Origin of the sequence: Streptomyces sp. AcH 505, assembly GCF_000818175.1 — a bacterium.
In the GTDB taxonomy this organism is placed as follows: Bacteria; Actinomycetota; Actinomycetes; order Streptomycetales; family Streptomycetaceae; genus Streptomyces.
On the sequence record NZ_JTIY01000001.1, the window covers coordinates 5360411 to 5381453 of the forward strand.

At 71.7% G+C, this 21043-nt stretch carries 23 protein-coding genes; 8 read left to right on the forward strand and 15 right to left on the reverse strand.

The genetic code is table 11. From position 1 onward, the window contains the following. The first annotated feature begins 87 nt into the window (after positions 1-87). Together HY68_RS24100 and HY68_RS24105 are read left to right on the forward strand one after the other, a co-directional pair. Positions 88-636 carry a DUF1697 domain-containing protein gene (locus tag HY68_RS24100; RefSeq protein WP_041992134.1) on the forward strand — a complete coding sequence of 183 codons (549 nt, stop codon included), beginning with the start codon at positions 88-90 and terminating at the stop codon, positions 634-636. Then, positions 629-1057, forward strand: a complete 429-nt coding sequence (locus HY68_RS24105) for a nuclear transport factor 2 family protein (protein ID WP_041992137.1) — start codon at positions 629-631, stop codon at positions 1055-1057. The genes HY68_RS24100 and HY68_RS24105 overlap by 8 nt, the downstream gene beginning before the upstream one ends. Here the strand turns inward: HY68_RS24105 and HY68_RS24110 are convergent. After that, entirely contained in the window at positions 1029-1868 is an 840-nt protein-coding gene (locus HY68_RS24110) for an ATP-binding cassette domain-containing protein (protein ID WP_041992140.1), read from the reverse strand. The genes HY68_RS24105 and HY68_RS24110 overlap by 29 nt on opposite strands. Before the next feature lie 304 nt (positions 1869-2172). Between HY68_RS24110 and HY68_RS24115 the strand changes: the two genes are divergently transcribed. Then, a complete protein-coding gene (locus tag HY68_RS24115) occupies positions 2173-2595 on the forward strand; it encodes a hypothetical protein (RefSeq protein WP_052457163.1) in 423 nt (140 codons plus the stop codon). A 124-nt stretch (positions 2596-2719) separates the two neighbouring features. Here the strand turns inward: HY68_RS24115 and HY68_RS24120 are convergent, their stop codons facing one another. After that, positions 2720-3490: an SAM-dependent methyltransferase gene (locus HY68_RS24120; protein WP_041992143.1), complete on the reverse strand. Its 771-nt coding sequence runs from the start codon at positions 3488-3490 to the stop codon at positions 2720-2722. 105 nt (positions 3491-3595) lie between these two features. On the opposite strand from HY68_RS24120, the gene HY68_RS24125 reads away from it, so the two are divergent. The 3 genes from HY68_RS24125 (at position 3596) to HY68_RS24135 (ending at position 5963) form a co-directional block, all read left to right on the forward strand. Continuing rightward, on the forward strand, positions 3596-4594 hold the full coding sequence (locus tag HY68_RS24125) for a 2-dehydropantoate 2-reductase N-terminal domain-containing protein (protein WP_041992146.1): 999 nt from the start codon (positions 3596-3598) through the stop codon (positions 4592-4594). A 64-nt stretch (positions 4595-4658) separates the two neighbouring features. Beyond that, a complete protein-coding gene (locus HY68_RS24130) occupies positions 4659-5237 on the forward strand; it encodes a TIGR03086 family metal-binding protein (RefSeq protein WP_041992150.1) in 579 nt (192 codons plus the stop codon). A 90-nt stretch (positions 5238-5327) separates the two neighbouring features. Beyond that, entirely contained in the window at positions 5328-5963 is a 636-nt protein-coding gene (locus tag HY68_RS24135) for a DsbA family protein (protein ID WP_041992153.1), read from the forward strand. Here HY68_RS24135 and HY68_RS24140 read toward each other — a convergent pair. The 13 genes from HY68_RS24140 to HY68_RS24195 all read right to left on the reverse strand — a co-directional run bounded on the left by HY68_RS24140 (position 5953) and on the right by HY68_RS24195 (position 19543). Then, positions 5953-6723: a sirohydrochlorin chelatase gene (locus HY68_RS24140; RefSeq protein ID WP_241778666.1), complete on the reverse strand. Its 771-nt coding sequence runs from the start codon at positions 6721-6723 to the stop codon at positions 5953-5955. The two genes, HY68_RS24135 and HY68_RS24140, sit on opposite strands and share 11 nt — an antisense overlap. A 5-nt stretch (positions 6724-6728) precedes the next feature. Further along, a complete protein-coding gene (locus tag HY68_RS24145) occupies positions 6729-7658 on the reverse strand; it encodes an ABC transporter permease (RefSeq protein ID WP_041992158.1) in 930 nt (309 codons plus the stop codon). Beyond that, positions 7645-8436 carry an ABC transporter ATP-binding protein gene (locus HY68_RS24150; RefSeq protein ID WP_041992161.1) on the reverse strand — a complete coding sequence of 264 codons (792 nt, stop codon included), beginning with the start codon at positions 8434-8436 and terminating at the stop codon, positions 7645-7647. Before HY68_RS24150 ends, HY68_RS24145 begins: the two co-directional genes overlap by 14 nt. 59 nt (positions 8437-8495) lie before the next feature. After that, a complete protein-coding gene (locus HY68_RS24155) occupies positions 8496-9617 on the reverse strand; it encodes an ABC transporter substrate-binding protein (protein ID WP_041992164.1) in 1122 nt (373 codons plus the stop codon). A gap of 408 nt (positions 9618-10025) precedes the next feature. Then, a complete protein-coding gene (locus HY68_RS24160) occupies positions 10026-11375 on the reverse strand; it encodes a GTP-binding protein (protein ID WP_041992166.1) in 1350 nt (449 codons plus the stop codon). 2 nt (positions 11376-11377) lie between these two features. Continuing rightward, positions 11378-12316 carry a sulfate adenylyltransferase subunit CysD gene (gene cysD / locus HY68_RS24165; protein WP_041992168.1) on the reverse strand — a complete coding sequence of 313 codons (939 nt, stop codon included), beginning with the start codon at positions 12314-12316 and terminating at the stop codon, positions 11378-11380. After that, positions 12313-12858 carry an adenylyl-sulfate kinase gene (gene cysC / locus HY68_RS24170; protein WP_041997005.1) on the reverse strand — a complete coding sequence of 182 codons (546 nt, stop codon included), beginning with the start codon at positions 12856-12858 and terminating at the stop codon, positions 12313-12315. The genes cysD and cysC overlap by 4 nt, the downstream gene beginning before the upstream one ends. A 14-nt stretch (positions 12859-12872) precedes the next feature. Continuing rightward, on the reverse strand, positions 12873-13574 hold the full coding sequence (locus HY68_RS24175) for a phosphoadenylyl-sulfate reductase (RefSeq protein ID WP_041992171.1): 702 nt from the start codon (positions 13572-13574) through the stop codon (positions 12873-12875). After that, the gene (locus HY68_RS44030; protein ID WP_198533330.1) at positions 13571-13747 is read right to left on the reverse strand and encodes a hypothetical protein; all 177 of its coding nucleotides are present in this window, start codon (positions 13745-13747) and stop codon (positions 13571-13573) included. The genes HY68_RS24175 and HY68_RS44030 overlap by 4 nt, the downstream gene beginning before the upstream one ends. Continuing rightward, a complete protein-coding gene (locus tag HY68_RS24180) occupies positions 13744-15441 on the reverse strand; it encodes a nitrite/sulfite reductase (RefSeq protein WP_041992175.1) in 1698 nt (565 codons plus the stop codon). The genes HY68_RS44030 and HY68_RS24180 overlap by 4 nt, the downstream gene beginning before the upstream one ends. 339 nt (positions 15442-15780) lie before the next feature. Further along, positions 15781-16341 carry a GNAT family N-acetyltransferase gene (locus tag HY68_RS24185; RefSeq protein WP_041992178.1) on the reverse strand — a complete coding sequence of 187 codons (561 nt, stop codon included), beginning with the start codon at positions 16339-16341 and terminating at the stop codon, positions 15781-15783. 34 nt (positions 16342-16375) lie between these two features. After that, positions 16376-17671: a helix-turn-helix domain-containing protein gene (locus HY68_RS24190; protein ID WP_041992181.1), complete on the reverse strand. Its 1296-nt coding sequence runs from the start codon at positions 17669-17671 to the stop codon at positions 16376-16378. Positions 17672-17881: 210 nt separating this feature from the next. Further along, a complete protein-coding gene (locus HY68_RS24195) occupies positions 17882-19543 on the reverse strand; it encodes an acyl-CoA dehydrogenase family protein (RefSeq protein ID WP_041992184.1) in 1662 nt (553 codons plus the stop codon). 17 nt (positions 19544-19560) lie between these two features. Between HY68_RS24195 and HY68_RS24200 the strand changes: the two genes are divergently transcribed. Beyond that, positions 19561-20703 carry a YihY/virulence factor BrkB family protein gene (locus HY68_RS24200; protein ID WP_078863752.1) on the forward strand — a complete coding sequence of 381 codons (1143 nt, stop codon included), beginning with the start codon at positions 19561-19563 and terminating at the stop codon, positions 20701-20703. A gap of 22 nt (positions 20704-20725) precedes the next feature. Then, the coding region (locus tag HY68_RS44035; protein ID WP_347560579.1) for a DUF6597 domain-containing transcriptional factor at positions 20726-21043 on the forward strand (318 nt) is incomplete at its 3' end.

A 21043-nucleotide genomic window follows, 5' to 3' on the forward strand; every position in this document is an offset into this window, starting at 1 on the left:
CGGTCGGCCGGCCCGCCGTCGGCCGCCCCGCGTCCGATCGCTCGTGCCTGGCCCTCCGGGCGCTGCGCCCGTCCTATCGTGGGCCCCATGACCACGACGTACGCGGCGCTGTTGCGCGGTATCAATGTGAGCGGGCACCGAAGAGTGCCGATGCCCGACCTCCGCGACCTCATCGCGGAGCTGGGGCACAGCGATGTCGTCACGCATCTGCAGAGCGGCAACGCCGTCTTCACCAGCGAATCGGACGACGAGGAGGCCCTGCGCGCCGAGCTGGAGTCTGCCGTCGAGACCCGGTTCGGCTTCGCCGTCGACTGCCTCGTGCGCAGCGGCGGCTATCTGCGCGCCGTCGCCGACGCGTGCCCCTTCCCCGCCGCCGAACTGGAGGGGAAACAGCTGCACGTCACGTACTTCTCCGCCCCCGTGGGCCCCGACCGGGTCGCCTCGCTCGACCAGGGCGCCTTCCTCCCCGAGGAGTTCCGGCTCGGCGACCGGGCGCTGTACCTGTACGCCCCGAACGGCGTCGGCCGCTCCAAGCTCGCCGAAGCGCTCGCCAGGCCCGCCCTGTTCAAGGGCCTCGTCGCCACCAGCCGCAACTGGAACACCGTCGCCAAGCTGGTGGAGCTGACCCGTGGCTGACCCCGCATCCACCCCTGCCTCCACCACCCCTGCCTCCACCACCCCTGCCTCCACCGCCGCCGCCTCCGCCGTCATCGAGTCCGAACTGCGCTTCCTCGACCCGGCGGTCTTCACGTCCCCCACCCGGCTCGGCGAACTGCTCCACCCCGACTTCAGGTCGTTCGGTTCGTCCGGCAGGGCCTGGAACCGGGAGACGCTGATCACCGAACTCAGAGCCAGGGGCTCGGCGGCGGCCCCGCCCACCGTGTCCCGGATGAAGGCGGTCGAACTCAGCCCCGGTGTCGTCCTGGTGACCTTCGACGCGAACGTCAACGGGCGCCGCGCACACCGCAGTTCCCTGTGGCGGCTGACCGGGCCCGACTGGCTGCTCTACTTCCACCAGGGCACCGAGTTCACTCCGGACGAGACTCCGGGGGACTGATCCGGCCCGCGGGCGCAGCCCGTTCGGCCCGCGCCGTCCACCGCCCGTCCGTACGGGTGATCCGCACCGGATGGTCGAAGCACTTGCTCACCCGGTCCGTGGTCAGCACCTCGTCGGCGGGGCCGGATGCGACACACTGCCCGGCCCGCAGCAGCATCGCGTGCGTCGTGGAGCCGGGCAGCTCCTCCAGATGGTGGGTGACCAGCACCGTCGCCAGCTCCGGGTGTTCCAGCCGCAAGGTGTCCAGACTGGTCAGCAACTGCTCACGGGCCGCGAGATCCAGGCCGGTCGCCGGCTCGTCCAGCAGCAACAGCCGGGGCCGGGGCATCAGCGCGCGGGCGATGAGGGTGCGGCCACGCTCGCCCTGCGAGAGCGTCGGCCAGCGCGCGTCCTCCTTGCCCGCCATCCCCAGCATGGCCAGCAGCCGCGTCGCCCGCGCCCGCTCGGCCGACTCCGGGACCCAGCGGGGCACCGGCTCGACGGAGTTCGTCAGACCGGTCAGCACGACATCGTGGACCCGCAGCGGCGAACGCAGCGGATGGCGCGGGTTGACATGGCCGAGCAGCGTCCGCAGATCGCGCAGATCGACCCGGCCGAGCCGCTCGCCCAGCACCTCGACCGTGCCACGGGTCGGGTGCGTCACCGCCCCGAGCATCCCCAGCAGGGTGCTCTTGCCCGCGCCGTTGGCGCCCAGCAGCGCCCAGTGCTCGCCGCTGCGCACGGTCATCGAGACCGAGTCCAGCAGCAGATTCCCCTGTCGGACGACATCGATGTCGACCGCTTTCACCACAGTGGCCGGACGGCTGGTCATACGTGGGTGCTCCTCATCGTCGACGACGGACCCGCCGGGAAACGTCCCGGCGGAAGGGCCGGTGCCGGGGGTGGGGGCACAACACGGGGGTGGTGGAGCGGCTTGCCAGGGGGGTGCACCCGGCGGCCGCTCCGAATCGGCCGGCGACGGTGCCCGGCACCGTCGCACACGTCCGATGCTACCCGCGCCGCCCGACAGCCCGCGCACCGCGTGGACCCGGGCCGTGCCGGTACCGCACCGAGCGGTACGCTGCGGCGCTGACCGAACAATTCAAGCCGCTCAACCACCAAGGAACGGGGCACACATGGCCATCCGGAAGTCCACGATGCAGGAACAGGTCGCGCAGGCGATAGCGCAGATCAACCCGGGCGACCGCCCGATCGCCACGATCCACACCATCACAGGCCCCAGCCCGTGGCTGACGAACGCTTTCGGCCTGATAGCCCAGCTCTTCGTGAAGTACTACTTCGTCACCGTCACCGAGCAGGCCGTGGTGTTCCACAAGGCCGGCCGGATGAGCTCGCGTCCCAAGGAGCTGGTGGTGGCGATACCGCGCGACGAGGCGGCGCGGCTGGTCAGCGGCGTGGACCGCAACGCGCTCTGGAGCTCGCTCAGGTTCCAGCTGCCCGGCGAGCCGAAGCCGACGCGGCTGAACGTGGCCCGCTACTGGCGTCCGGAGCTGGACCAGTGGGTCCTCGCGGTCACCGGGGCCCCCGCGACCTCCTGAACGACCGGTCGCCGGGTCCGTACGGTCCCTCCCGGGCCGTACGGACCCGGCGACAACGCCGCGAGCGTGCGTGCCACAACCCGCCACCCAGACGGGACGTTGACGACACGACCTAGGGCAGGGCTTACGGCTTGGCCGCGACGAAGCCCCACTGGTTGACCGGCGTACCGGTGAACGGCTCGTCGGGGCGCCACAGGCTGATCGAGCCGAAGCCGGGCTCCACGAGATCCAGCCCGTCGGCGAACGAGCCCAGCACCTCCTGCGGGCGCGACACGTACGGCACGGCGCCGCCCTCGGCGTACTCGTCCGAGCCGGCCAGCGTCTCCGGTGTGGCGATCGTGTCGCACAGCATCAGATAGCTGCCGGACGGCAGCGGGTCCAGATAGCCGCGCAGCAGCGCCGCCGCCTCACCCGCGTCGGCCACGTGTCCCAGCGTCGAGAGCACCATCACCGCGACCGGCTGCGCCAGATCCAGCGTCCGGGCCGCCTCCCGCAGCACGGCCGCGGCATCCGTCAGATCGGCGTGCACATAGTCGGTTGCGCCCTCGGGCCGGCTGGTCAGCAGCGCGCGGGCGTGCGCCAGCACGATCGGGTCGTTGTCGACGTAGACCACCCGGGCCGACGGCACGACGCCCTGGGCGACCTCGTGCGTCGCGTTGGCGGTCGGCAGACCCGTACCGACGTCCAAGAACTGGCGTACCCCCGCCACCCCGGCCAGATACCGCACCGCCCGCGCCTGGAACTGCCGGGAGGCGCGTGCGATGTCGATGATCTCGGGCAGCGACTCGGCCAGTTTCGCGCCCAGCTCGCGGTCGACCTCGTAGTTGTCCTTGCCGCCGAGCCAGTAATTCCAGACCCGTGCCGAATGCGGCGTGCTGGTGTCGATCTGATCCATCGGCCCCTCCTCCTGATCCCCGGTGCGCGGTGGCCCGTCAGCCGGCTCAACTCTCTCTCACGGGAGCGGCATATGCTGGATTTTCATTGATCCTCTGGAGTCGAGATGCGCTACATCGTCATCGGGGCGGGGGCGGTCGGCGGCAGTATCGGCGGCCGGCTCGCCCAGGCCGGGCACGATGTCGTGCTCGTGGCACGCGGCGCCCACCGGGACGCGCTGCGGGAGCACGGGCTGCGGCTCGTCACGCCCGACGGGACCAGGACCCACGCGCTGCCCGTCGTCGGCGGCCCCGACGAGATCGAGCTGCGCCCGGACGACGTGCTGCTGCTGGCCGTCAAGACCCAGGACAGCGTCGCCGCGCTGGACGCCTGGTCGCTGCGGGCCGTCGGGGACAGTACGGCGGGGGAGTCGCTTCCGCTGATCTGCGCGCAGAACGGGGTCGAGGGCGAGCGGCTGGCCCTGCGCCGGTTCCGCCGGGTGTACGGCATGTGCGTATGGCTCCCGTCGTCCCTCGTCGAGCCGGGTGTGGTCGCCGCCCCCTGCACCCCGTACACCGGCATCCTGAACCTCGGCCGCTACCCCGCCGGCGCCGACGACACGCTCCGGCGGATCGCCGCCGACCTGGAGAAGTCCACCTTGCTCGCGCCGGTCGTCCCCGATGTCATGCGGTGGAAGTACGCCAAGCTGCTCGCCAATCTCGCCAACGCCGTCGAGGCGGTCGCCGGACCGCTGGTCAGCCCCGAGGCGCGCGTCCTCGTCGACCGGGCCAGGGCCGAGGGGACCGCGGTTCTCGACGCCGCCGGCATCGCGTACGCCGACGAGGCGGAGCAGGAGGAGCTGCGCGCCGACCGGGTGGACGTCGTGCCGCTGCCGGGCGCGCCGCGCGGCGGCGGTTCGTCGTGGCAGAGCCTGAGCCGTGGCACCGGATCCATCGAGTCCGACTACCTCAACGGCGAGATCGTCCTGCTGGGGCGGCTGCACGGCGTGCCCACGCCGGTGAACGAGACCTTGCAGCGCCTCGCCGACAGCTTCGCCGACGGGCACCGCCCGGCCGGTTCGATGACGCTCGCCGAGGTGGCCGCGCTCCTCGACGCCGCGGGCTGACCGGCGCCACGCGCTGTCGCCTTTCTTCAAGACCCCCGGCCGGAGCGCTGCCTACGGTGGGCGCATGAACACCGGATATCCGCCTCTGCGGGAGTGCGCCGCCGAGGCCGCCCGCATCGCACGTCACGTACCCGCCGGACAGCTGGCGGCGCCCACCCCCAGCGCGGAGTGGGACCTCAGGGCCCTGATCAACCACCTGGTGCCCTACACCTCCCACGGCCTCGAACACCGCGCCCTGCGCACCGAGCTGCCCGAGGAGATGACCACCCGCGACTTCGCAGCCGACGCCGACTGGGCCGAGCAGTACGTGACGGCGCTGGACCGCGCCGTCGCCGCCTGGGCCGATCCCGCCGTCTGGGAGGGCGAGATCGGGGAGGGACCCGGGGCGATGCCCGCGCCGGCCGTCGCCGCGCTCATGACGCTGGAACTGGCCCTGCACGGCTGGGAGCTGGCACGCGCCACCGGTCAGGAGTTCCGGCTCTCCGAGGAGACCGCCGCGTTCATCCTCGGCACCGTCACGGAGAACGCCGAGATGTACCGGAAGTACGACGGCTTCGCCGAGCCCGTGGAACTCCCGGCGACCGCGGGGACCTTCGACCGGGCACTCGCGGCCAGCGGCCGTGACCCGCGCTGGACACCCTGACCTGAGCCGCCCGACCCATGCGAATGGCCCAGTGGACCAAGACGGGAATGGCCCGTGGTCCGGGGCCGGCCGGTCGCTAATCTCGGTGCCATGAGCACCCCAGCGAGACCGGAGACACCGGCGGCCGTCGACTTCTACTTCGACCCTGCCTGCCCCTTCGCCTGGATCACCTCCCGCTGGATGCTGGAGGTCGAGCGGGAGCGCCCCGTCGACCTCCGCTTCCACGTGATGAGCCTGTACCTGCACAACGTCGGCAACGAACTCCCCGACTGGTACCGCGACCTGGTCGACCGCTCCGTCGGCCCCGTCCGGGTCGCCGTCGCCGCGGCCGAACAGCACGGCGACGCCGTCCTGCGCGATCTGTACACCGCCTTCGGCAGCCGGATCCATCAGCGCGAGGACGAGTACGCGGGGAAGTTCGACGCCGTCGTCGCCGACTCGCTCGCCGAACTCGGCCTGCCCGCCTCCCTCGCCGGCGCCGCAGCAGACCCCGCGTACGACGACGCCGTACGCCGCAGCCACGAGGCGGGCCAGGACCCGGCCGCCGGGGGCTACGTGGGGACGCCCACGATCCACATCGACGGGAACGTCTGGTTCGGCCCGGTCTTCAACGAGGCCCCGCGCGGCGCCGAAGCCGCCAGGATCTTCGACAGCGTCCGGCTCCTCGCCGATCAGCCCGACTTCTTCGAGCTGAAGCGGACCCGCACCGGCACGCTCAGGCCGTGAGCCCGGCGCCGACCCCGGCCGGCGCCAGGGCCGCCGCCGCCGCCTCGTCGTAGCGCCGCAGCAGCAGCCGCGCCACCTCAGGGGCCGGGCCCAGCACCTCGGCCAGCACGTCCGCGCCGCCCGCCCGCGCGCCGGCGGCGATACGGTCCGGCAGGAAACCAGGGGCGATCACATACGGGGCGACGGCGATCCGCCGCACCCCCGCCGCGCGCAGCTCGCGCACCGCGTCCTCGGTACGCGGCGCCGAAGCCGACGCGTACGCGGGCCGCACGGCGCACCAGCCGCCGCGCCGCCACCCCCGCGCGATGCCGGCGATCACCGCGACGGCCTCCGGGTCGGAGGAGCCGGCCGAGGCCAGCACGACCCCGGTGGTGGGCTTGTCCGCGGGGGTGAGACCGGCCTCGTAGAGCCGCCGCTCCAGCGCCCGGTTCAGCAGCGGCGAGGGACCGAGCACGGCGGCCTGCCTGATCCGCAGCAGCGGATGGCGCGCGGACGCGGTGCGCAGCACGGCGGGGATGTCGGTCTTCGCGTGGAAGGCGCGCGTCAGCAGCAGCGGCTGCGCGGTCACGTCCCGTACGCCCTCCAGCGCCAGCCGGTCCAGCAGCTCGGGCACCGACGGCGTCCCGAACTCCAGGAAGGCCGTCTCGACCCGCAGCCCGGGGCGCAGCGAGCGCAGCCGCCCGCCCAGGGCGTGCACGGTCGCGGCATGCCGCGGGTCGCGGCTGCCGTGCGCGACGATCATCAGAACAGGAGGGTGCACCGGGCTCAGTTTTTCACGAGGAGGCCGCGGCTGCGCAGGACGTAGCGCTCCAGCGGGCTGAAGATCAGCAGGTCGATGGCGATGCCGACGATCAGGATCAGGAAGATCGCGAGGAAGACCATCGACATGCTGCTGTTGGTCCTGCCGTTCTCCAGCAACTGGCCCAGCCCCACGCCGAGATCGGGCGACGACGCGATGATCTCGGCGGCCATCAGGGACCGCCAGGAGAACGCCCAGCCCTGCTTGAGGCCCGCCAGATAGCCGGGCAGCGCGGCCGGCATCACGATGTGCCAGGTGCCGCGCAGTCCGGTCGCGCCGATGGTGCGGCCGGCCCGCAGATACAGCGGCGGGACCTGGTCGACGCCCGAGACGAGCCCGTTGGCGATGGAGGGGACGGCGCCGAGGAGGATCACGGCGTACATCATGGAGTCGTTCAGACCGAGCCAGATCACGGCGGGCGGCACCCACGCGACGGACGGCAGCGACTGGAGCCCGGACAGGATCGGGCCGATCGCGGCCCGTACGAACTTCACCCGGGCGACCAGCAGTCCCAGCGGGGTGCCGATGACCAGGGCGAGCAGGAAGCCCAGCAGGCCGCGCGAGACGCTGGTCCAGATGTAGTCCAGCAGGGTGCCCTGCTTCCACGCCTCGGACAGCTGGTCCCACACGTCGGACGGCGGCGGCAGCTTGTAGTCGTCGGTGACCTTGGCCCACACCAGGACCTGCCACACCACCAGCACCAGCACGACCGCGGTGGCCGGCGGCAGCACCTTCGTCACCAGGGTCTGGCGCAGCGGCGGCCGGCCGGTCTGTACGGCGTCCAGCGCGTCGAGACCGGCTTCGAGACCCGCCAGGTCCCCGGCCCGCTCCCGCGCGGCGCCCGCGTCCGCCGCCTCCGCGGTGTCCTTCGGCGGAGTCGTCTCAGTGCTGGCCATGGCGGCGGATCTCCCCACGAAGTTCTTCGGTGATCTCGACGGACAGCTCGGCGACCGCCGTGTCCTCGATACGGCGCGGCTGCGGTATGTCGACGGTCCACTCGTGCGCGACCCGGCCGGGCCGCGACGACAGCAGGACGACCCGCTCGGCGAGCCGGACCGCCTCACGGACGTTGTGGGTGACGAAGAGGACCGACACGTCCGTCTCGCGCCAGATCCTGGTCAGTTCGTCGTGCAGGACGTCCCTGGTGATGGCGTCGAGCGCGGCGAACGGCTCGTCCATCAGCAGCAGCCTGCTGTCCTGCGCCAGCGCGCGGGCCAGCGCGACCCGCTGGCGCATCCCGCCGGACAGCTCGTGCACCCGCTTGCCGTGGGCGCCGGGCAGCCGGACGAGTTCGAGCAGCCGCTCCGCCTCGGCGCGGCGCTCCTGCTTGGCCACCCCGCGCATCCGCAGGGTCAGTTCGATGTTCTTGCCCGCGGTCAGCCACGGGAAGAGGGCGTGCTCCTGGAACATCAGGGCCGGCCGGCCGCCGGGGGTCTCGATGGACCCCGCGGACGGCCGGTCGAGCCCGGCGACCAGGTTGAGCAGGGTGGACTTGCCACAGCCCGAAGCCCCCAGGAGGGTGACGAACTCGCCGGGGGCGACATCGAGGGTGATGTCGTCGAGGACGAGCTGCTGCCCCGCGGGCGTCGCGAAGGACTTCGAGACGTGCGCGATCCGGGCGGCGTGGTCCACCACCGGGACGCTGTCGGCGGCCTTGGCGAGGGTCGATGCCATAGGTCGTCACCTCCTGGGAACGGTGCGGATAACGGGAAGAGGGCTGTGGTCCGCGCCGGTTACTTGGCGCCGAGACCCGCGTCGTCGACCGCGGGCCGGCCCGCCGCCTGGAGGATCTTGTTGAGCGGCGCCAGGTCGTAGATGCCCGCCAGGTCGGGCTTCTTGAGCAGCCCAGCCTTGACGGCGTGGTCGGCCTCGGCCTGCAGCGTGGAGGCCAGCGGGTCGTCGGTGAACTGGATGGTCTTCCACGCCGGGTCGATGACGTCGGCGGGCAGCTCGGCGCCGGACAGCTTCTTCAGCGCCGCGTTGGCCGACGCCTTCGCCGCGTCCGGGTTGGCGTTGATCCACTTGTTGGTGTTCACCGAACCGCGCAGAACGGCCTCGACCACGTCCGGGTGATCCTTGAGGAACGACTGCTTCACGATGATGTTCGTGATCACGAACTTCTTGTCCGGCCACAGGTCACGCTCGTCGAGCAGGATCTTGCCGCCCGCCGCGACCAGCTTGGACGCGGTCGGCTCGGGCACCCAGGCGCCGTCGATCGAACCGGACTTGTAGGCGTCCGGGGTGATCTTGTTGTCCGTGCGGACGACGGAGACGTCGCCCTTGCCGGACTGGGCGTCGACCTTCCAGCCCTGGTCCGATATCCAGTTGAGGAACGCCACGTCCTGGGTGTTGCCCAGCTGCGGGGTGGCGATCTTCTTGCCCTTGACGTCCTTCAGGGACTTGATCTTCTTCGGGTTGACGACGAGCTCGACGCCGCCGGAGGCCGAACCGCCGATGATCCGCAGGCTCTGGCCCTTGGTCGCCGTGTAGCCGTTCACGGCGGGGGAGGGGCCGATGAAGCCGATGTCGACACTGCCCGCGTTGAGCGCCTCGATCTCGGAGGGCCCGGCGTTGAAGGTGGCGGGCGCCACCTTCGTGGCACCGAGCTCCTTCTGGAAGATGCCCTGCTCGATACCGACGAGCGCGGTGGCGTGCGTGAGGTTGGGGAAGTAGCCGATCTTCACGGAGTCGGCGGAGAGCTTCTTCGCTCCGGAGGAGGCGGCGGGCTTCGCCGACGCGTCCTTGTCGGAGTCCGAGTCGGAGCCGTAGCCGCAGGACGCGAGGACCAGGGCGACCAGCGGCAGTGCGGCCGCGACGGCGAGGCGGCGGTGCGAGGTGGGACGGGTGGCAGGCACGGGAGGGGTTCCTCTCGTTGGCCCGGAACTTACGCCGCTGCGCAGGGCGGTGGCGAGACCGGGAAGTCGGCAGGTCTTCGGCGGTACGGGTGGAGCGTGCGGAGGGTGCGGGGGGTGAGAAGCTGTTGTCTTGCGCCGGTTGGGATCAGGTCGAGGGGCCTGGTGCCTTCGGATCCAAGGCGGAGGAGGGAGTCGACGCGGAGCGTCGGCGACTGACGACAACGCCGGAGGCGGAGGTGCCAGGCCCCTCGGGCCCCGGCCTGGGTAAGACGACAGCTTCTGAGGGCGCGCGAGCGGTGCGCGTACGTCATCGCGCACATCGCGAGACTCCGCCCGTCCCCGCGCCGAGCGTGCCGCTGCCCACGCGGCCGCCCTCCTTCGCGAATGTCGCGTACACGTCGATGGCCATCAGAAGTCCCATCCCTCGTCGTCCTGGGCGGGGAGCGCCACGGCGCTCTCGGCGGCGAACGCGGCGCCGGCCATGCCGGCCGTCAGCGTCGTACCGTCCGCCGGGTCGATGAGCAGGAACGATCCGGTACGGCGCGAGTCCGCGTAGGCGTCGAGCGCGAGCGGTTCGGCGGTACGGATCGTGACCCGGCCGATGTCGTTGGCGACGAGCTGGCCGGGCGCCGGGTGCTGGGAGAGGTCGTCCAGGGTGAGCCGCGAGGGGATGTCCTTGACGATCGCCTTGACCGTACGGGTGGTGTGCTTGAGCAGCACCCGCTGGCCCACCGTCAGGGGCCGGTCGGCGACATGGCACACCGTCGCCTCGACGTCCTGCGTGGTGCCGGGGGCGCTGGCGGTCGGGGCGATCAGGTCGCCGCGCGACACGTCGATGTCGTCGGCCAGCCGGACCGTCACCGACTGCGGGGCCCAGGCGACCGTGACGGACTCGCCGAGCGCGTCGATGCCCTCGACGGTGCTGGTACGGCCTGAGGGCAGCACCGTCACCGCGTCGCCCACGCGCAGCACGCCGGAGGCGATCTGCCCCGCGTAGCCGCGGTAGTCGGGGTGTTCGGCGGACTGCGGGCGGATCACGTACTGGACGGGGAAGCGCGCGGGGCAGTCGGCCAGGTCGTGGCTGACCGGCACCGTCTCCAGGTGCTCCAGGACCGTGGGGCCGCCGTACCAGTCCATGTGCGCGGACGGCTCGACCACGTTGTCGCCGGCGAGCGCCGAGATCGGGATCGCGGTGATCTCCGGGACGCCCAGCGAGGCCGCGTACGCGGTGAACTCCTCGGCTATCGCGGCGAACACCGGCTCCGCGTACGCGACCAGGTCCATCTTGTTGACGGCGAGCACCACGTGCGGCACTCGCAGCAGCGCGGCCACGGCCGCGTGGCGGCGGGTCTGCTCGACCACGCCGTTGCGCGCGTCGACCAGGACCACGGCCAGTTCCGCGGTGGAGGCGCCGGTCACCATGTTGCGGGTGTACTGCACATGGCCCGGGGTGTCGGCGAGGATGAACCGCCGCCGGGGCGTGGCGAAGTAGCGGTACGCCACGTCGATCGTGATGCCCTGTTCGCGCTCGGCCCGCAGCCCGTCGGTGAGCAGCGCCAGGTCGGGCGTCTCCTGGCCGCGGTTGCGCGAGGCGTGCGCGACGGCCTCCAGCTGGTCGGTGAGCACCGACTTGGAGTCGTGCAGCAGCCGGCCCACCAGGGTGGACTTGCCGTCGTCGACGGAGCCCGCCGTGGCGAAGCGCAGCAGTGTGGTGGTGGCCAGCTGCTCGGCGTACTTCTCCGTACCCGTACTCGTCATGGTTAGAAGTACCCCTCGCGCTTGCGGTCTTCCATCGCGGCCTCGGACATCTTGTCGTCGGCGCGGGTGGCGCCGCGCTCGGTGAGCCGGGAGGCGGCGATCTCGGCGATCACCGCGTCGAGCGTGGTGGCGTCCGAGTCGACGGCGCCCGTGCAGGACATGTCGCCCACCGTGCGGTAGCGCACCTGGCGCAGCTCGACGGTCTCGCCGTCCTTCGGGCCGCCCCAGTCGCCCGCCGTCAGCCACATGCCGGAGCGGCTGAACACCTCACGCTCGTGCGCGAAGTAGATCTCGGGGAGTTCGATGCCCTCCCGTGCGATGTACTGCCACACGTCCAGCTCGGTCCAGTTGGAGATCGGGAAGACCCGGACATGCTCGCCCGCCGCGTGCCGGCCGTTGTAGAGCTGCCACAGCTCGGGCCGCTGGCGGCGCGGGTCCCACTGGGAGAACTCGTCGCGCAGCGAGAACACCCGCTCCTTGGCGCGGGCCTTCTCCTCGTCGCGCCGGCCGCCGCCGAAGACCGCGTCGAACCGCTCGGCCTGGATCTTCTCCGTCAGCGGCACGGTCTGCAGCGGGTTGCGGGTGCCGTCGGGGCGCTCGCGCAGCGTTCCCGCGTCGATGTAGTCCTGTACGGAGGCGACATGCAGCCGCAGCCCGTGCTCGGCGACCGTACGGTCGCGGTAGGCCAGCACCTCGGGGAAGTTGTGCCCGGTGTCCACGTGCAGCAGCGAGAACGGCACCGGCGCGGGCGTGAACGCCTTGAGCGCCAGATGCAGCATGACGATGGAGTCCTTGCCGCCGGAGAAGAGGATCACCGGCCGCTCGAACTCGCCCGCCACCTCGCGGAAGATGTGCACCGCCTCGGACTCCAGGGCGTCCAGATGGCTCAGCGCGTACGGGGCGTCGGTGCCCTCGCCCACGGTCGCGACGGTCGGCCTCATGCGAGTCCCCTCTCGGTCAGCAGCGCGTGCAGGGCCGCCGCGGACTGCGCCACGGTCTGGGTGTGCGACTCGATCCGCAGGTCCGGCGATTCCGGCGCCTCGTACGGGTCGTCGACCCCGGTGAGACCGGAGATCTCGCCGGCCGCCTGCTTGGCGTACAGGCCCTTCACGTCGCGTACGGAGCACACCTCGACCGGCGTGGCCACATGCACCTCCAGATAGGCCGCGGAGCGGGCCTCGTGCCGTTTGCGTACGGCGTCGCGGCTGTCCGCGTACGGGGCGATCACCGGCACCAGCGCCTTCACCCCGTTGGCGGCGAGGAGTTGGGCGACGAAGCCGATCCGCTGCACGTTGGTGTGCCGGTCCTCGCGGCTGAAGCCGAGGCCCGCGGAGAGGAATTCGCGGATCTCGTCGCCGTCGAGCACCTCGACCCGGTGGCCCTCGCCGCGCAGCCGTCCCGCGAGTTCGTTCGCGATGGTGGTCTTGCCGGCGCTCGGCAGACCGGTGAGCCAGACGGTCGCGCCCTGGTCCGTGCCGCTCAACTGCCCCTCCTGGCTCATCCGTGGATTCCGCACTCGGTCTTCGACCGGCCGGCCCAGCGGCCCGCCCTGGGGTCCTCGCCTGCCAGCACCCTGCGCGTGCAGGGGGCGCAGCCGACGGAGGCGTAACCGTCCGTGAGGAGCGGGTTGGTGAGGACGCCGTGCTCCTCGACGTAGCTGTCGACGTCGTCCTGCGTCCAGCGGGCGATCGGGGCGATCTTCACCTTCTGCCGCTTCTCGTCCCAGCTGACCACCGGGGTGTTGGCGCGGGTCGGCGACTCGTCGCGGCGCAGTCCCGTGGCCCAGGCCGCGTAGCCGGCCAGGCCCTCTTCGAGGGGTTTGACCTTGCGCAGCGCGCAGCACAGGTCGGGGTCGCGGTCGTGCAGCTTCGGGCCGTACTCGGCGTCCTGTTCGGCGACGCTCTGCCGGGGGGTGAGCGTGATGAGGTTGACGTCCATCACGGCGTCGACGGCGTCCCGGGTGCCGATGGTCTCGGGGAAGTGGTAACCGGTGTCGAGGAAGACGACATCGACGCCGGGCCTGGCGCGGGAGGCGAGGTGGGCGACGACCGCGTCCTCCATGGACGACGTCACACAGAACCGGCCGCCGAAGGTGTCGGCCGCCCAGGTGAGGATCTCCAGCGCTGTGGCGTTCTCCAGATCACGCCCCGCCTGTTCGGCGAGGCCCTTCAGATCGTCGGTCTCCGTCGGTGCGGTCATATCTCTTCCCCTCCGTCACTCCGTCGCAGTCCCTGGGCGAGCAGCCCGAGGAACTTCAACTGGAAGGCCCGGTTGCATGCCGCGCATTCCCACGACCCGTGTCCCTGCTCGCTGGGACGCAGGTCCTCGTCGCCGCAGTACGGGCAGTAGAACGGGGCGGCGCGCTCGCTCATGACAGCGCCTCGGCGGAGGCGCGGGCCGCCCAGGTGGCGAAGCGCTCGCCGTCCTCGCGCTCCTTCTGGTAGCGGCCCAGCACCCGCTCGACGTAGTCGGGCAGCTCGGCCGAAGTGACCTTCAGACCACGGACCTTGCGGCCGAAGCCGGCGTCGAGGCCCAGGGCGCCGCCGAGATGGACCTGGAAGCCCTCGACCTGGTCGCCGTTGTCGTCCAGGACCAGCTGGCCCTTGAGACCGATGTCGGCGACCTGGATCCGGGCGCAGGCGTTGGGGCAGCCGTTGACGTTGATGGTGATCGGCTCGTCGAACTCGGGCAGCCTGCGCTCCAGTTCGTCGATGAGATCGGCGCCGCGCTGCTTCGTCTCGACGATCGCCAGCTTGCAGAACTCGATGCCGGTGCAGGCCATGGTGCCGCGCCGGAAGGGCGAGGGGTTGACCTGCAGGTCCAGCGCCTCAAGCCCGGCGACCAGCGAATCGACCTGGTCCTCGGCCACGTCGAGCACGATCATCTTCTGCTCGACGGTGGTCCGCAGCCGGTCCGAGCCGTGCGCCGCTGCGAGGTCGGCGATCTTGGTCAGGGTGGGCCCGTCGACCCGGCCGACGCGCGGCGCGAAGCCGACGTAGAAGCGGCCGTCGGTCTGGCGGTGCACCCCGACGTGGTCACGCCACCGGTGCACGGGCAGCGGCGGCGCCGGGCCGTCGACGAGCGTGCGCTTCAGGTACTCGTCCTCCAGGACCTGGCGGAACTTCTCCGGGCCCCAGTCGGCAACGAGGAACTTCAGCCGGGCGCGGGTACGCAGCCTGCGGTAGCCGTAGTCGCGGAAGATCCCGATCACCCCGGCCCAGACGTCGGGCGCCTCGCGCTCGGGGATCCAGGCGCCGAGCCGCACGCCGAGCTTGGGGTTGGTGGACAGGCCGCCGCCGACCCACAGGTCGAAGCCGGGGCCGTGCTCGGGGTGGTCGACGCCGACGAAGGCGATGTCGTTGATCTCGTGCGCCACGTCCAGCAGCGGCGATCCGGAGACCGCCGTCTTGAACTTGCGCGGCAGGTTCGAGAACTCCTTGGAGCCGATGAAGCGCTCGTTGATCTCGTCGATGACCCAGCTGCCGTCGATGATCTCGTCGGCTGCCACGCCGGCGACGGGCGAGCCGAGGACCACCCGGGGCGTGTCGCCGCAGGCTTCGGTGGTCTTCAGCCCGACGGCTTCGAGCCGGCGCCAGATCTCCGGCACGTCCTCGATCCGGATCCAGTGCAGCTGGATGTTCTGCCGGTCGGTGATGTCGGCGGTGTCGCGGCCGAACTCGGCGGAGATCCCGCCGATCGTGCGCAGCTGTTCCGCGGTCAGCCGGCCGCCGTCGATCCTGACCCGCAGCATGAAGTACTTGTCGTCCAGCTCCTCCGGCTCCAGGATCGCGGTCTTGCCGCCGTCGATCCCGGGCTTGCGCTGGGTGTACAGACCCCACCAGCGCATCCGGCCGCGCAGGTCGGCGCCGTCGATCGAGTCGAACCCGGCCTTGGAGTAGATCGTCTCAATACGTGTCCGTACGTTGAGACCGTCGTCGTCCTTCTTCGTCTGCTCGTTGGCGTTGAGCGGAGTGAAGTGCCCCATGGCCCACTGGCCCTCGCCGCGGTGACGGCTCACTTTGCGGCGCGGGGCTGCGGGCGTCGGCTTTTCCGGGGTGGCGGCCATGGCGGATACGTCCTTCGAGACTGCGGGAGGGCGGCTCTGAGCAGCACACTCGCGCGGGGCGCAAACAGTGCGCGATAGGGGCAAGGGGTCGGGGACTGTGGAGGTGCTGGACTCTCAGCTCACTCGACAGATGGCGCTGGACATGCGGCCGAGATCGACGTGCCGCCGACTCACCAAGGCAATTCCAGCTCTCGACATGACGGAAGCGTGTCACGCGGGTCTCCGGGCAGTCCACCATTGTCCGGCATATGGACAACTCTGTCCCATCTTGCGAGACGATGTGTCGGCTGTCACGTGACGACCGAGTTTACCCGCCGATCACCGTGGTTCCCGGGAGGCTCACGCGCCCGGCCAGGGACCCGGAGTCGCCACGTCCGGTTCCTCCGCGACGCTGGTGTCGAACAGCGTGAAACCGCGCCGCAGATAGTTCTCCCGCGCGTACGGCCCGTCCTTCGAGCAGGTGTGCAGCCAGACCCGCTCCGTCGGCTTCCGGCCGGGCCACCGCTCGGCGAGATCCCAGGCGCGTGCCGTCCCGTACGACAGCAGGTGGCCGCCGATGCGCCGGCCGCGGAAGGCCGGGAGCAGCCCGAAGTAGACGATCTCCACCGCCGCGTCGTCCTGCGCCGCCAGCTCCACATAGCCGGCCGGGGTGCCCCGTTCGTACGCGACCCAGGTCTCCACCCCCGGCCGGGACAGCTCCTGCGCCCACCGCGCCCGGCTCAGCGGGAGCCGGTCGGTCCACCGGACGTCCCCGCCGACCGCCGTGTAGAGGAAGCGGCTGAACTCGGGCGACGGCACCTCGGACCTGACGATCCGGACATCGCCGCCGGGCGACGCGGCGGGCCGCAGATCGGCGGGCGAGGTCTGTTCCAGGGACCACGTGGTCACAGAGATGCTCATACGAGCCAGCGAACCACGCCGGACCGCGCTCCCGTCACGCGCCCCCGCGCAGCCGCGCGCCCAGCACGGCCGGGGCCGTCGAGTGCGGCAGCAGCCCCGCGGGGTCGCAGGGCGGCACCACCTCCACCTCGACCTCGTCGCTGAACCGGTACGGACGGTGCGCCAGCACCCCCGAGAGATGGCGCCGCACTCGTGACATCTCGGCCCGCACCGTCACCGTGCGGGTCGGGTCGCCGAACACGTCCGACGCCAGCTCCGCTGCCGTGCGTCCCTCCCGGTGCGTGGCCAGGACGTACAGCAGCTCGGCATGGCGCGGAGTCAGCTCCTGCGTCCAGCTGCCGGCGGGCCCGGACACCGCGACGGTCCAGCTGTGCGGCCGGCTCAGGTCCAGGACCACCCGGCTCGGCTGCGCCGTTTCGCCGGGCCCCGGCCCCTCGTCGATCCGCAGCAGCCAGCCGCCGGGCAGCGGCTCGACCGTGCACGTCCCGAACGCCGGATGCCAGATCCGGCCGGCCCGCAGCGACTTCGGCAGCGGCACCCGGTCCGTCGGCGGCATACCGGTGACCGCCGCCGTCCAGCCGTGCCGGTCGACGGCCATGGCCCGGCCGCCCACCCGGCACAGGATCGGCGCGGCCACCGACCGCAGCCGCTCGACGGCGCGCCGGTGCCCTTCGCGCATCTCGCTCTCCGCGAGCCGCGCGACGGACGTCACCAGACCCAGCGTCGTCGGATGGAAACCGGTGGCGGGACCGCTCACGTCGACCACCCCGAGCAGCCGCCCGTCCCGCGGGTCGTGCACCGGGGCCGCCGCACAGGTCCACGAGTGCAGCGTCCGCACGAAATGCTCGCCCGAGTGGACCTGTACGGGCCGGCGGATCGCCAGCGCCGTACCGATCGCGTTGGTCCCCGTGGCGCCCTCCGACCACGTGGTGCCCTCCTCAAGCCGGATACCGCTGGCCCTGCGCAGCACACCGAGGCTGCCCTCGCGCCACAGCACCCGGCCCGCGTCGTCCGAGACGACCATGATCTGCTGCGCCACGTCGACCAGGGTGGTGAGTTCGGCGCTGAGCGTGCGCATCAGCTCGCCCAGCTCCGACGTACGCCTGCGGTGCTCCAGCTCCTCACGCTCCAGCGGAACCCCGCCGAGGGACTGCTGCGGGCTGACCCCGAGCCGTGACATCCGCTGCCACGACGCGTCGATCAGCGGTCGTGGCGCGACGGCGGGACGCTCACCGGCGAGCGCCGCGTCCCGGGTCTGATGGAGCAGACGGGTGGCCTGGGCACTGTCCAGGGCGGTCAGCCGGGACAGGTCGAGCGGTACGTCCTTCATCGGGCTCCCGGTCCTCACGGTCGGCGCGGCACCATGTGCCCATCGTGCCGCTCCGAAATCCGGACGGAGGGTCAGTTGGCCAATTCCTGCAACGCCTTGCAACCCTGGCGGACCAGGGACATGTGCACGAAGGTGACAACAAGTCGGAGGTGGTGCCGTGTCGGCGCAGCACCACCTCTGACGTCGTACGTCATGCTCCGGCGCCCCGCGTCACGGCGCGACGGGCCGCGCCCGCTCCACCACGGGGGCCAGATCGAGCCCGTACGGCAGGGTGCCGAAGGCCGCGCCCCAGTCCCCGCCGAGCCGTGAGGCGCAGAACGCGTCGGCCACCTGCGGCGGCGCCCAGCGCACCAGCAGCGACCCCTGGAGCACCAGCGCCATCCGCTCCACCAGCCTGCGCGCCCTTGTCTCGATCCCGTTCAGATCGGCCAGTTCCGTCAGCAGGTCCTTGATCGCCCCGTCGAGCCGGTGGTCGGCGCCGCGCGCCTTGCCCACCTCCGTCAGGAACGCGTTCACCGCCTCCGGTTCACGCTGCAACGCCCGCAGCACGTCGAGCGCCTGCACATTGCCCGAGCCCTCCCAGATCGAGTTGAGCGGCGCCTCGCGCAGCAGCCGCGGCATGCCGGACTCCTCCACGTAGCCGTTGCCGCCCAGACACTCCAGGGCCTCCGCGACCAGCGGCGTCGTTCGCTTCGTCACCCAGTACTTGGCGATCGGCACGGCCAGCCGCAGGAACGCCCGCTCCTGCCCGGCCTCGACGCTGCCCGTCGAGCCGTACGACCGGTCGTACGCCGAGGCGAGCCGCATCGCGAGCGTCGTCGCCGCCTCCGATTCCAGCGCCAGATCGGCCAGGACGTTGCGCATCAGCGGCTTGTCGACCAACTCGCCCCCGAACGCGGTGCGGTACGTCGCGTGGTGCACCGCCTGCGCCACGGCCTGCCGCATCAGCGCCGCGCCCCCGAGCACGCAGTCGAGCCGGGTCGCCGCCACCATCTCGATGATGGTGCGCACCCCGCGCCCCTCGTCGCCGACCCGGCGCGCCCACGTGTCGTCGAACTCGACCTCGCCCGACGCGTTCGAGCGGTTGCCCAGCTTGTCCTTGAGCCGCTGGATCCGGAACGTGTTGCGCTCCCCGTCGGGCAGCACCCGCGGCAGCAGGAAGCACGTCAGCCCCTCCGGCGCCTGCGCCAGCACCAGGAACCCGTCGGACATCGGCGCGGAACAGAACCACTTGTGCCCGGTGAGCAGATACTCGCCCGCCGCGTCCAGCGGCCGGGCGGCCGTCGTGTTGGCCCGTACGTCGCTGCCGCCCTGCTTCTCCGTCATGCCCATCCCGAAGAGCACCCCCGGCTTCTGCCCGGCGGGCAGCAAGTCGGGCTCGTAGCTGTGCGAGAGGAGCTTCGGCTCCCACTCCGCCGCGAGCGCGGGATCGGTGCGCAGCGCCGGCACGGCCGCGTGCGTCATCGACACCGGGCAGCCGTGGCCCGCCTCGGCCTGTGACCACACGAGGAACCCGGCCGCGCGCCGCAGGTGGCCGCCCGGCCTGCCCCAGGCGTCCGTCAGACCGGCCGTCACCGCGTGCCCGAGCAGCCGGTGCCAGGCCGGATGGAAGTCGACCTCGTCGATTCTGTTGCCGTACCTGTCGTGGGTGCGCAGCTTCGGCGGGTTCTCGTTGGCCTGCGTCGCCCACTGCTGCGCCTGCGCCGATCCCGCGGCGAGACCGAGCGTCGTCAGCTCCTCCTCGGCCGTGTCGAGGAGGTCCGGCGCGAGATGGCGCCCGACGGCCTCGGCCAGCGCCCGGTCGGCGGCGAATACGTCGTACCCCACCAGGGGCGGGACCTGGTTGGTCACTGTGTGAGTGGTGGCTGCCATACGGCTACGGTAAGGATGTGCAGGCAGCAAAAGAAACACCCGAGCGGCCATCGGGGCGGCTCCACCGGGCCCGAGTGCTCTACCGCAACGTCTCGAAGCGGAAGATGGCGTGGCTGCTGCTGAAGGACACGGTCAACTCCTGCATGGAGTACCGCATCCTGGGGCTCGCCGCCGAGGCGGCGTTCTTCACGCTGCTCTCGCTGCCGCCGCTGCTCCTCGGCATGATCGGCCTGTTGGGGTACGTGGACGACTGGACCAACACCACGACGGTCGCCTCGCTGGAGAAGAGCATCCTCTCGGCGGTCGGCACGGTCCTCTCCGACCGCGGCGTGAACCAGATCGCCAAGCCGCTGCTGGCGGACATCAACCACGGCGGCCGGCCCGATGTCATCTCCATCGGCTTCGCCATCGCCCTGTGGTCGGGGTCGCGCGCGGTCAACGTCTTCGTCGACACGATCACCGTGATGTACGGGCTCGACGGCAGGCGCGGCATCGTGGCGACCCGGCTGCTCGCCTTCCTGCTCTACCTCGCCGCCCTGGTCATCGGCTCGGTGGTGCTGCCGCTCGCCGTCGTGGGACCCGACAGGGTGGTCGAGTTCGTGCCCGGCGGCACGGAAGTCGTCAGCATCCTCTACTGGCCCGTGGTCAGCCTGCTGTCCATCGCCTTCCTCACCACGCTCTACCACGTGTCGGTGCCGGCCCGTTCCGCGTGGCTGGAGGACGTCCCGGGTGCGCTGGTCGCGCTCGCCATCTGGGTGCTCGGCAGTTTCCTGCTGCGGATCTACCTCACCAGCACGGTGGAGGGCCCGACGATCTACGGCTCGCTGGCCGCGCCCATCGCCGTGCTGTTGTGGATCGGTATCTCCGCCTTCGCCGTCCTGGTCGGCGCCGCAGTCAACGCGGCCATCGACCGGGTCTGGCCGTCCCTCGCCACGGCCGCCGCCCGCGCGTCCAACGAACGTCTGCGGGCCGCCCACGCCGCCGAGTTGATGGCCCGCGCCGCCGCCGCTGGCCCCCCGGCCGACGAGGAGGCCGGCGCCGACCCCGACATGCCGTCGGAGTTCCCGGAACGCTGGTCGCGCTTCCTGCCGCCGGACGACGTGAAGTCCCGGGTACGGTCCCGGCTGCACGCCCCACGGCACAAGAACCACAAGCACTGAGCGGGGCGTTAGCCTGATCGGTATGTACCGGGAGTGGACGTCGCGGCTGCTGGAGGGCGCCGTCGTCTGGACGAAGACCGTGCCGGACCGTGCGGCCACGGCGCCCTATCCGGTGCTCCCCGACGGCTGCATGGACCTGCTGTGGGCCGACGGCAGGCTGCTCGTCGCGGGGCCCGACACCCACGCGCACACCGGCGACGGGCTTGGCGGCTCCCGCTTCACCGGCGTGCGCTTCGCGCCGGGCACGGCGCCCGCCGTCCTCGGCGTACCGGCGCACGAACTGCGCGACCGGCGGGTGGATCTCGCCGATCTGTGGCCCTCAGCAGGGGCGCGCGAGAGC

What these genes read in the sequence shown, in the direction of transcription:
- HY68_RS24100 (WP_041992134.1), top strand. Translation starts at nt 88, where the DNA reads ATGACCACGACGTACGCGGCGCTGTTGCGCGGTATCAATGTGAGCGGG.
- HY68_RS24110 (WP_041992140.1), bottom strand. Translation starts at nt 1,868, where the DNA reads ATGACCAGCCGTCCGGCCACTGTGGTGAAAGCGGTCGACATCGATGTC.
- HY68_RS24115 (WP_052457163.1), top strand. Translation starts at nt 2,173, where the DNA reads ATGGCCATCCGGAAGTCCACGATGCAGGAACAGGTCGCGCAGGCGATA.
- HY68_RS24120 (WP_041992143.1), bottom strand. Translation starts at nt 3,490, where the DNA reads ATGGATCAGATCGACACCAGCACGCCGCATTCGGCACGGGTCTGGAAT.
- HY68_RS24125 (WP_041992146.1), top strand. Translation starts at nt 3,596, where the DNA reads ATGCGCTACATCGTCATCGGGGCGGGGGCGGTCGGCGGCAGTATCGGC.
- HY68_RS24130 (WP_041992150.1), top strand. Translation starts at nt 4,659, where the DNA reads ATGAACACCGGATATCCGCCTCTGCGGGAGTGCGCCGCCGAGGCCGCC.
- HY68_RS24135 (WP_041992153.1), top strand. Translation starts at nt 5,328, where the DNA reads ATGAGCACCCCAGCGAGACCGGAGACACCGGCGGCCGTCGACTTCTAC.
- HY68_RS24145 (WP_041992158.1), bottom strand. Translation starts at nt 7,658, where the DNA reads ATGGCCAGCACTGAGACGACTCCGCCGAAGGACACCGCGGAGGCGGCG.
- HY68_RS24150 (WP_041992161.1), bottom strand. Translation starts at nt 8,436, where the DNA reads ATGGCATCGACCCTCGCCAAGGCCGCCGACAGCGTCCCGGTGGTGGAC.
- HY68_RS24160 (WP_041992166.1), bottom strand. Translation starts at nt 11,375, where the DNA reads ATGACGAGTACGGGTACGGAGAAGTACGCCGAGCAGCTGGCCACCACC.
- cysD (WP_041992168.1), bottom strand. Translation starts at nt 12,316, where the DNA reads ATGAGGCCGACCGTCGCGACCGTGGGCGAGGGCACCGACGCCCCGTAC.
- HY68_RS24175 (WP_041992171.1), bottom strand. Translation starts at nt 13,574, where the DNA reads ATGACCGCACCGACGGAGACCGACGATCTGAAGGGCCTCGCCGAACAG.
- HY68_RS44030 (WP_198533330.1), bottom strand. Translation starts at nt 13,747, where the DNA reads ATGAGCGAGCGCGCCGCCCCGTTCTACTGCCCGTACTGCGGCGACGAG.
- HY68_RS24180 (WP_041992175.1), bottom strand. Translation starts at nt 15,441, where the DNA reads ATGGCCGCCACCCCGGAAAAGCCGACGCCCGCAGCCCCGCGCCGCAAA.
- HY68_RS24185 (WP_041992178.1), bottom strand. Translation starts at nt 16,341, where the DNA reads ATGAGCATCTCTGTGACCACGTGGTCCCTGGAACAGACCTCGCCCGCC.
- HY68_RS24190 (WP_041992181.1), bottom strand. Translation starts at nt 17,671, where the DNA reads ATGAAGGACGTACCGCTCGACCTGTCCCGGCTGACCGCCCTGGACAGT.
- HY68_RS24195 (WP_041992184.1), bottom strand. Translation starts at nt 19,543, where the DNA reads ATGGCAGCCACCACTCACACAGTGACCAACCAGGTCCCGCCCCTGGTG.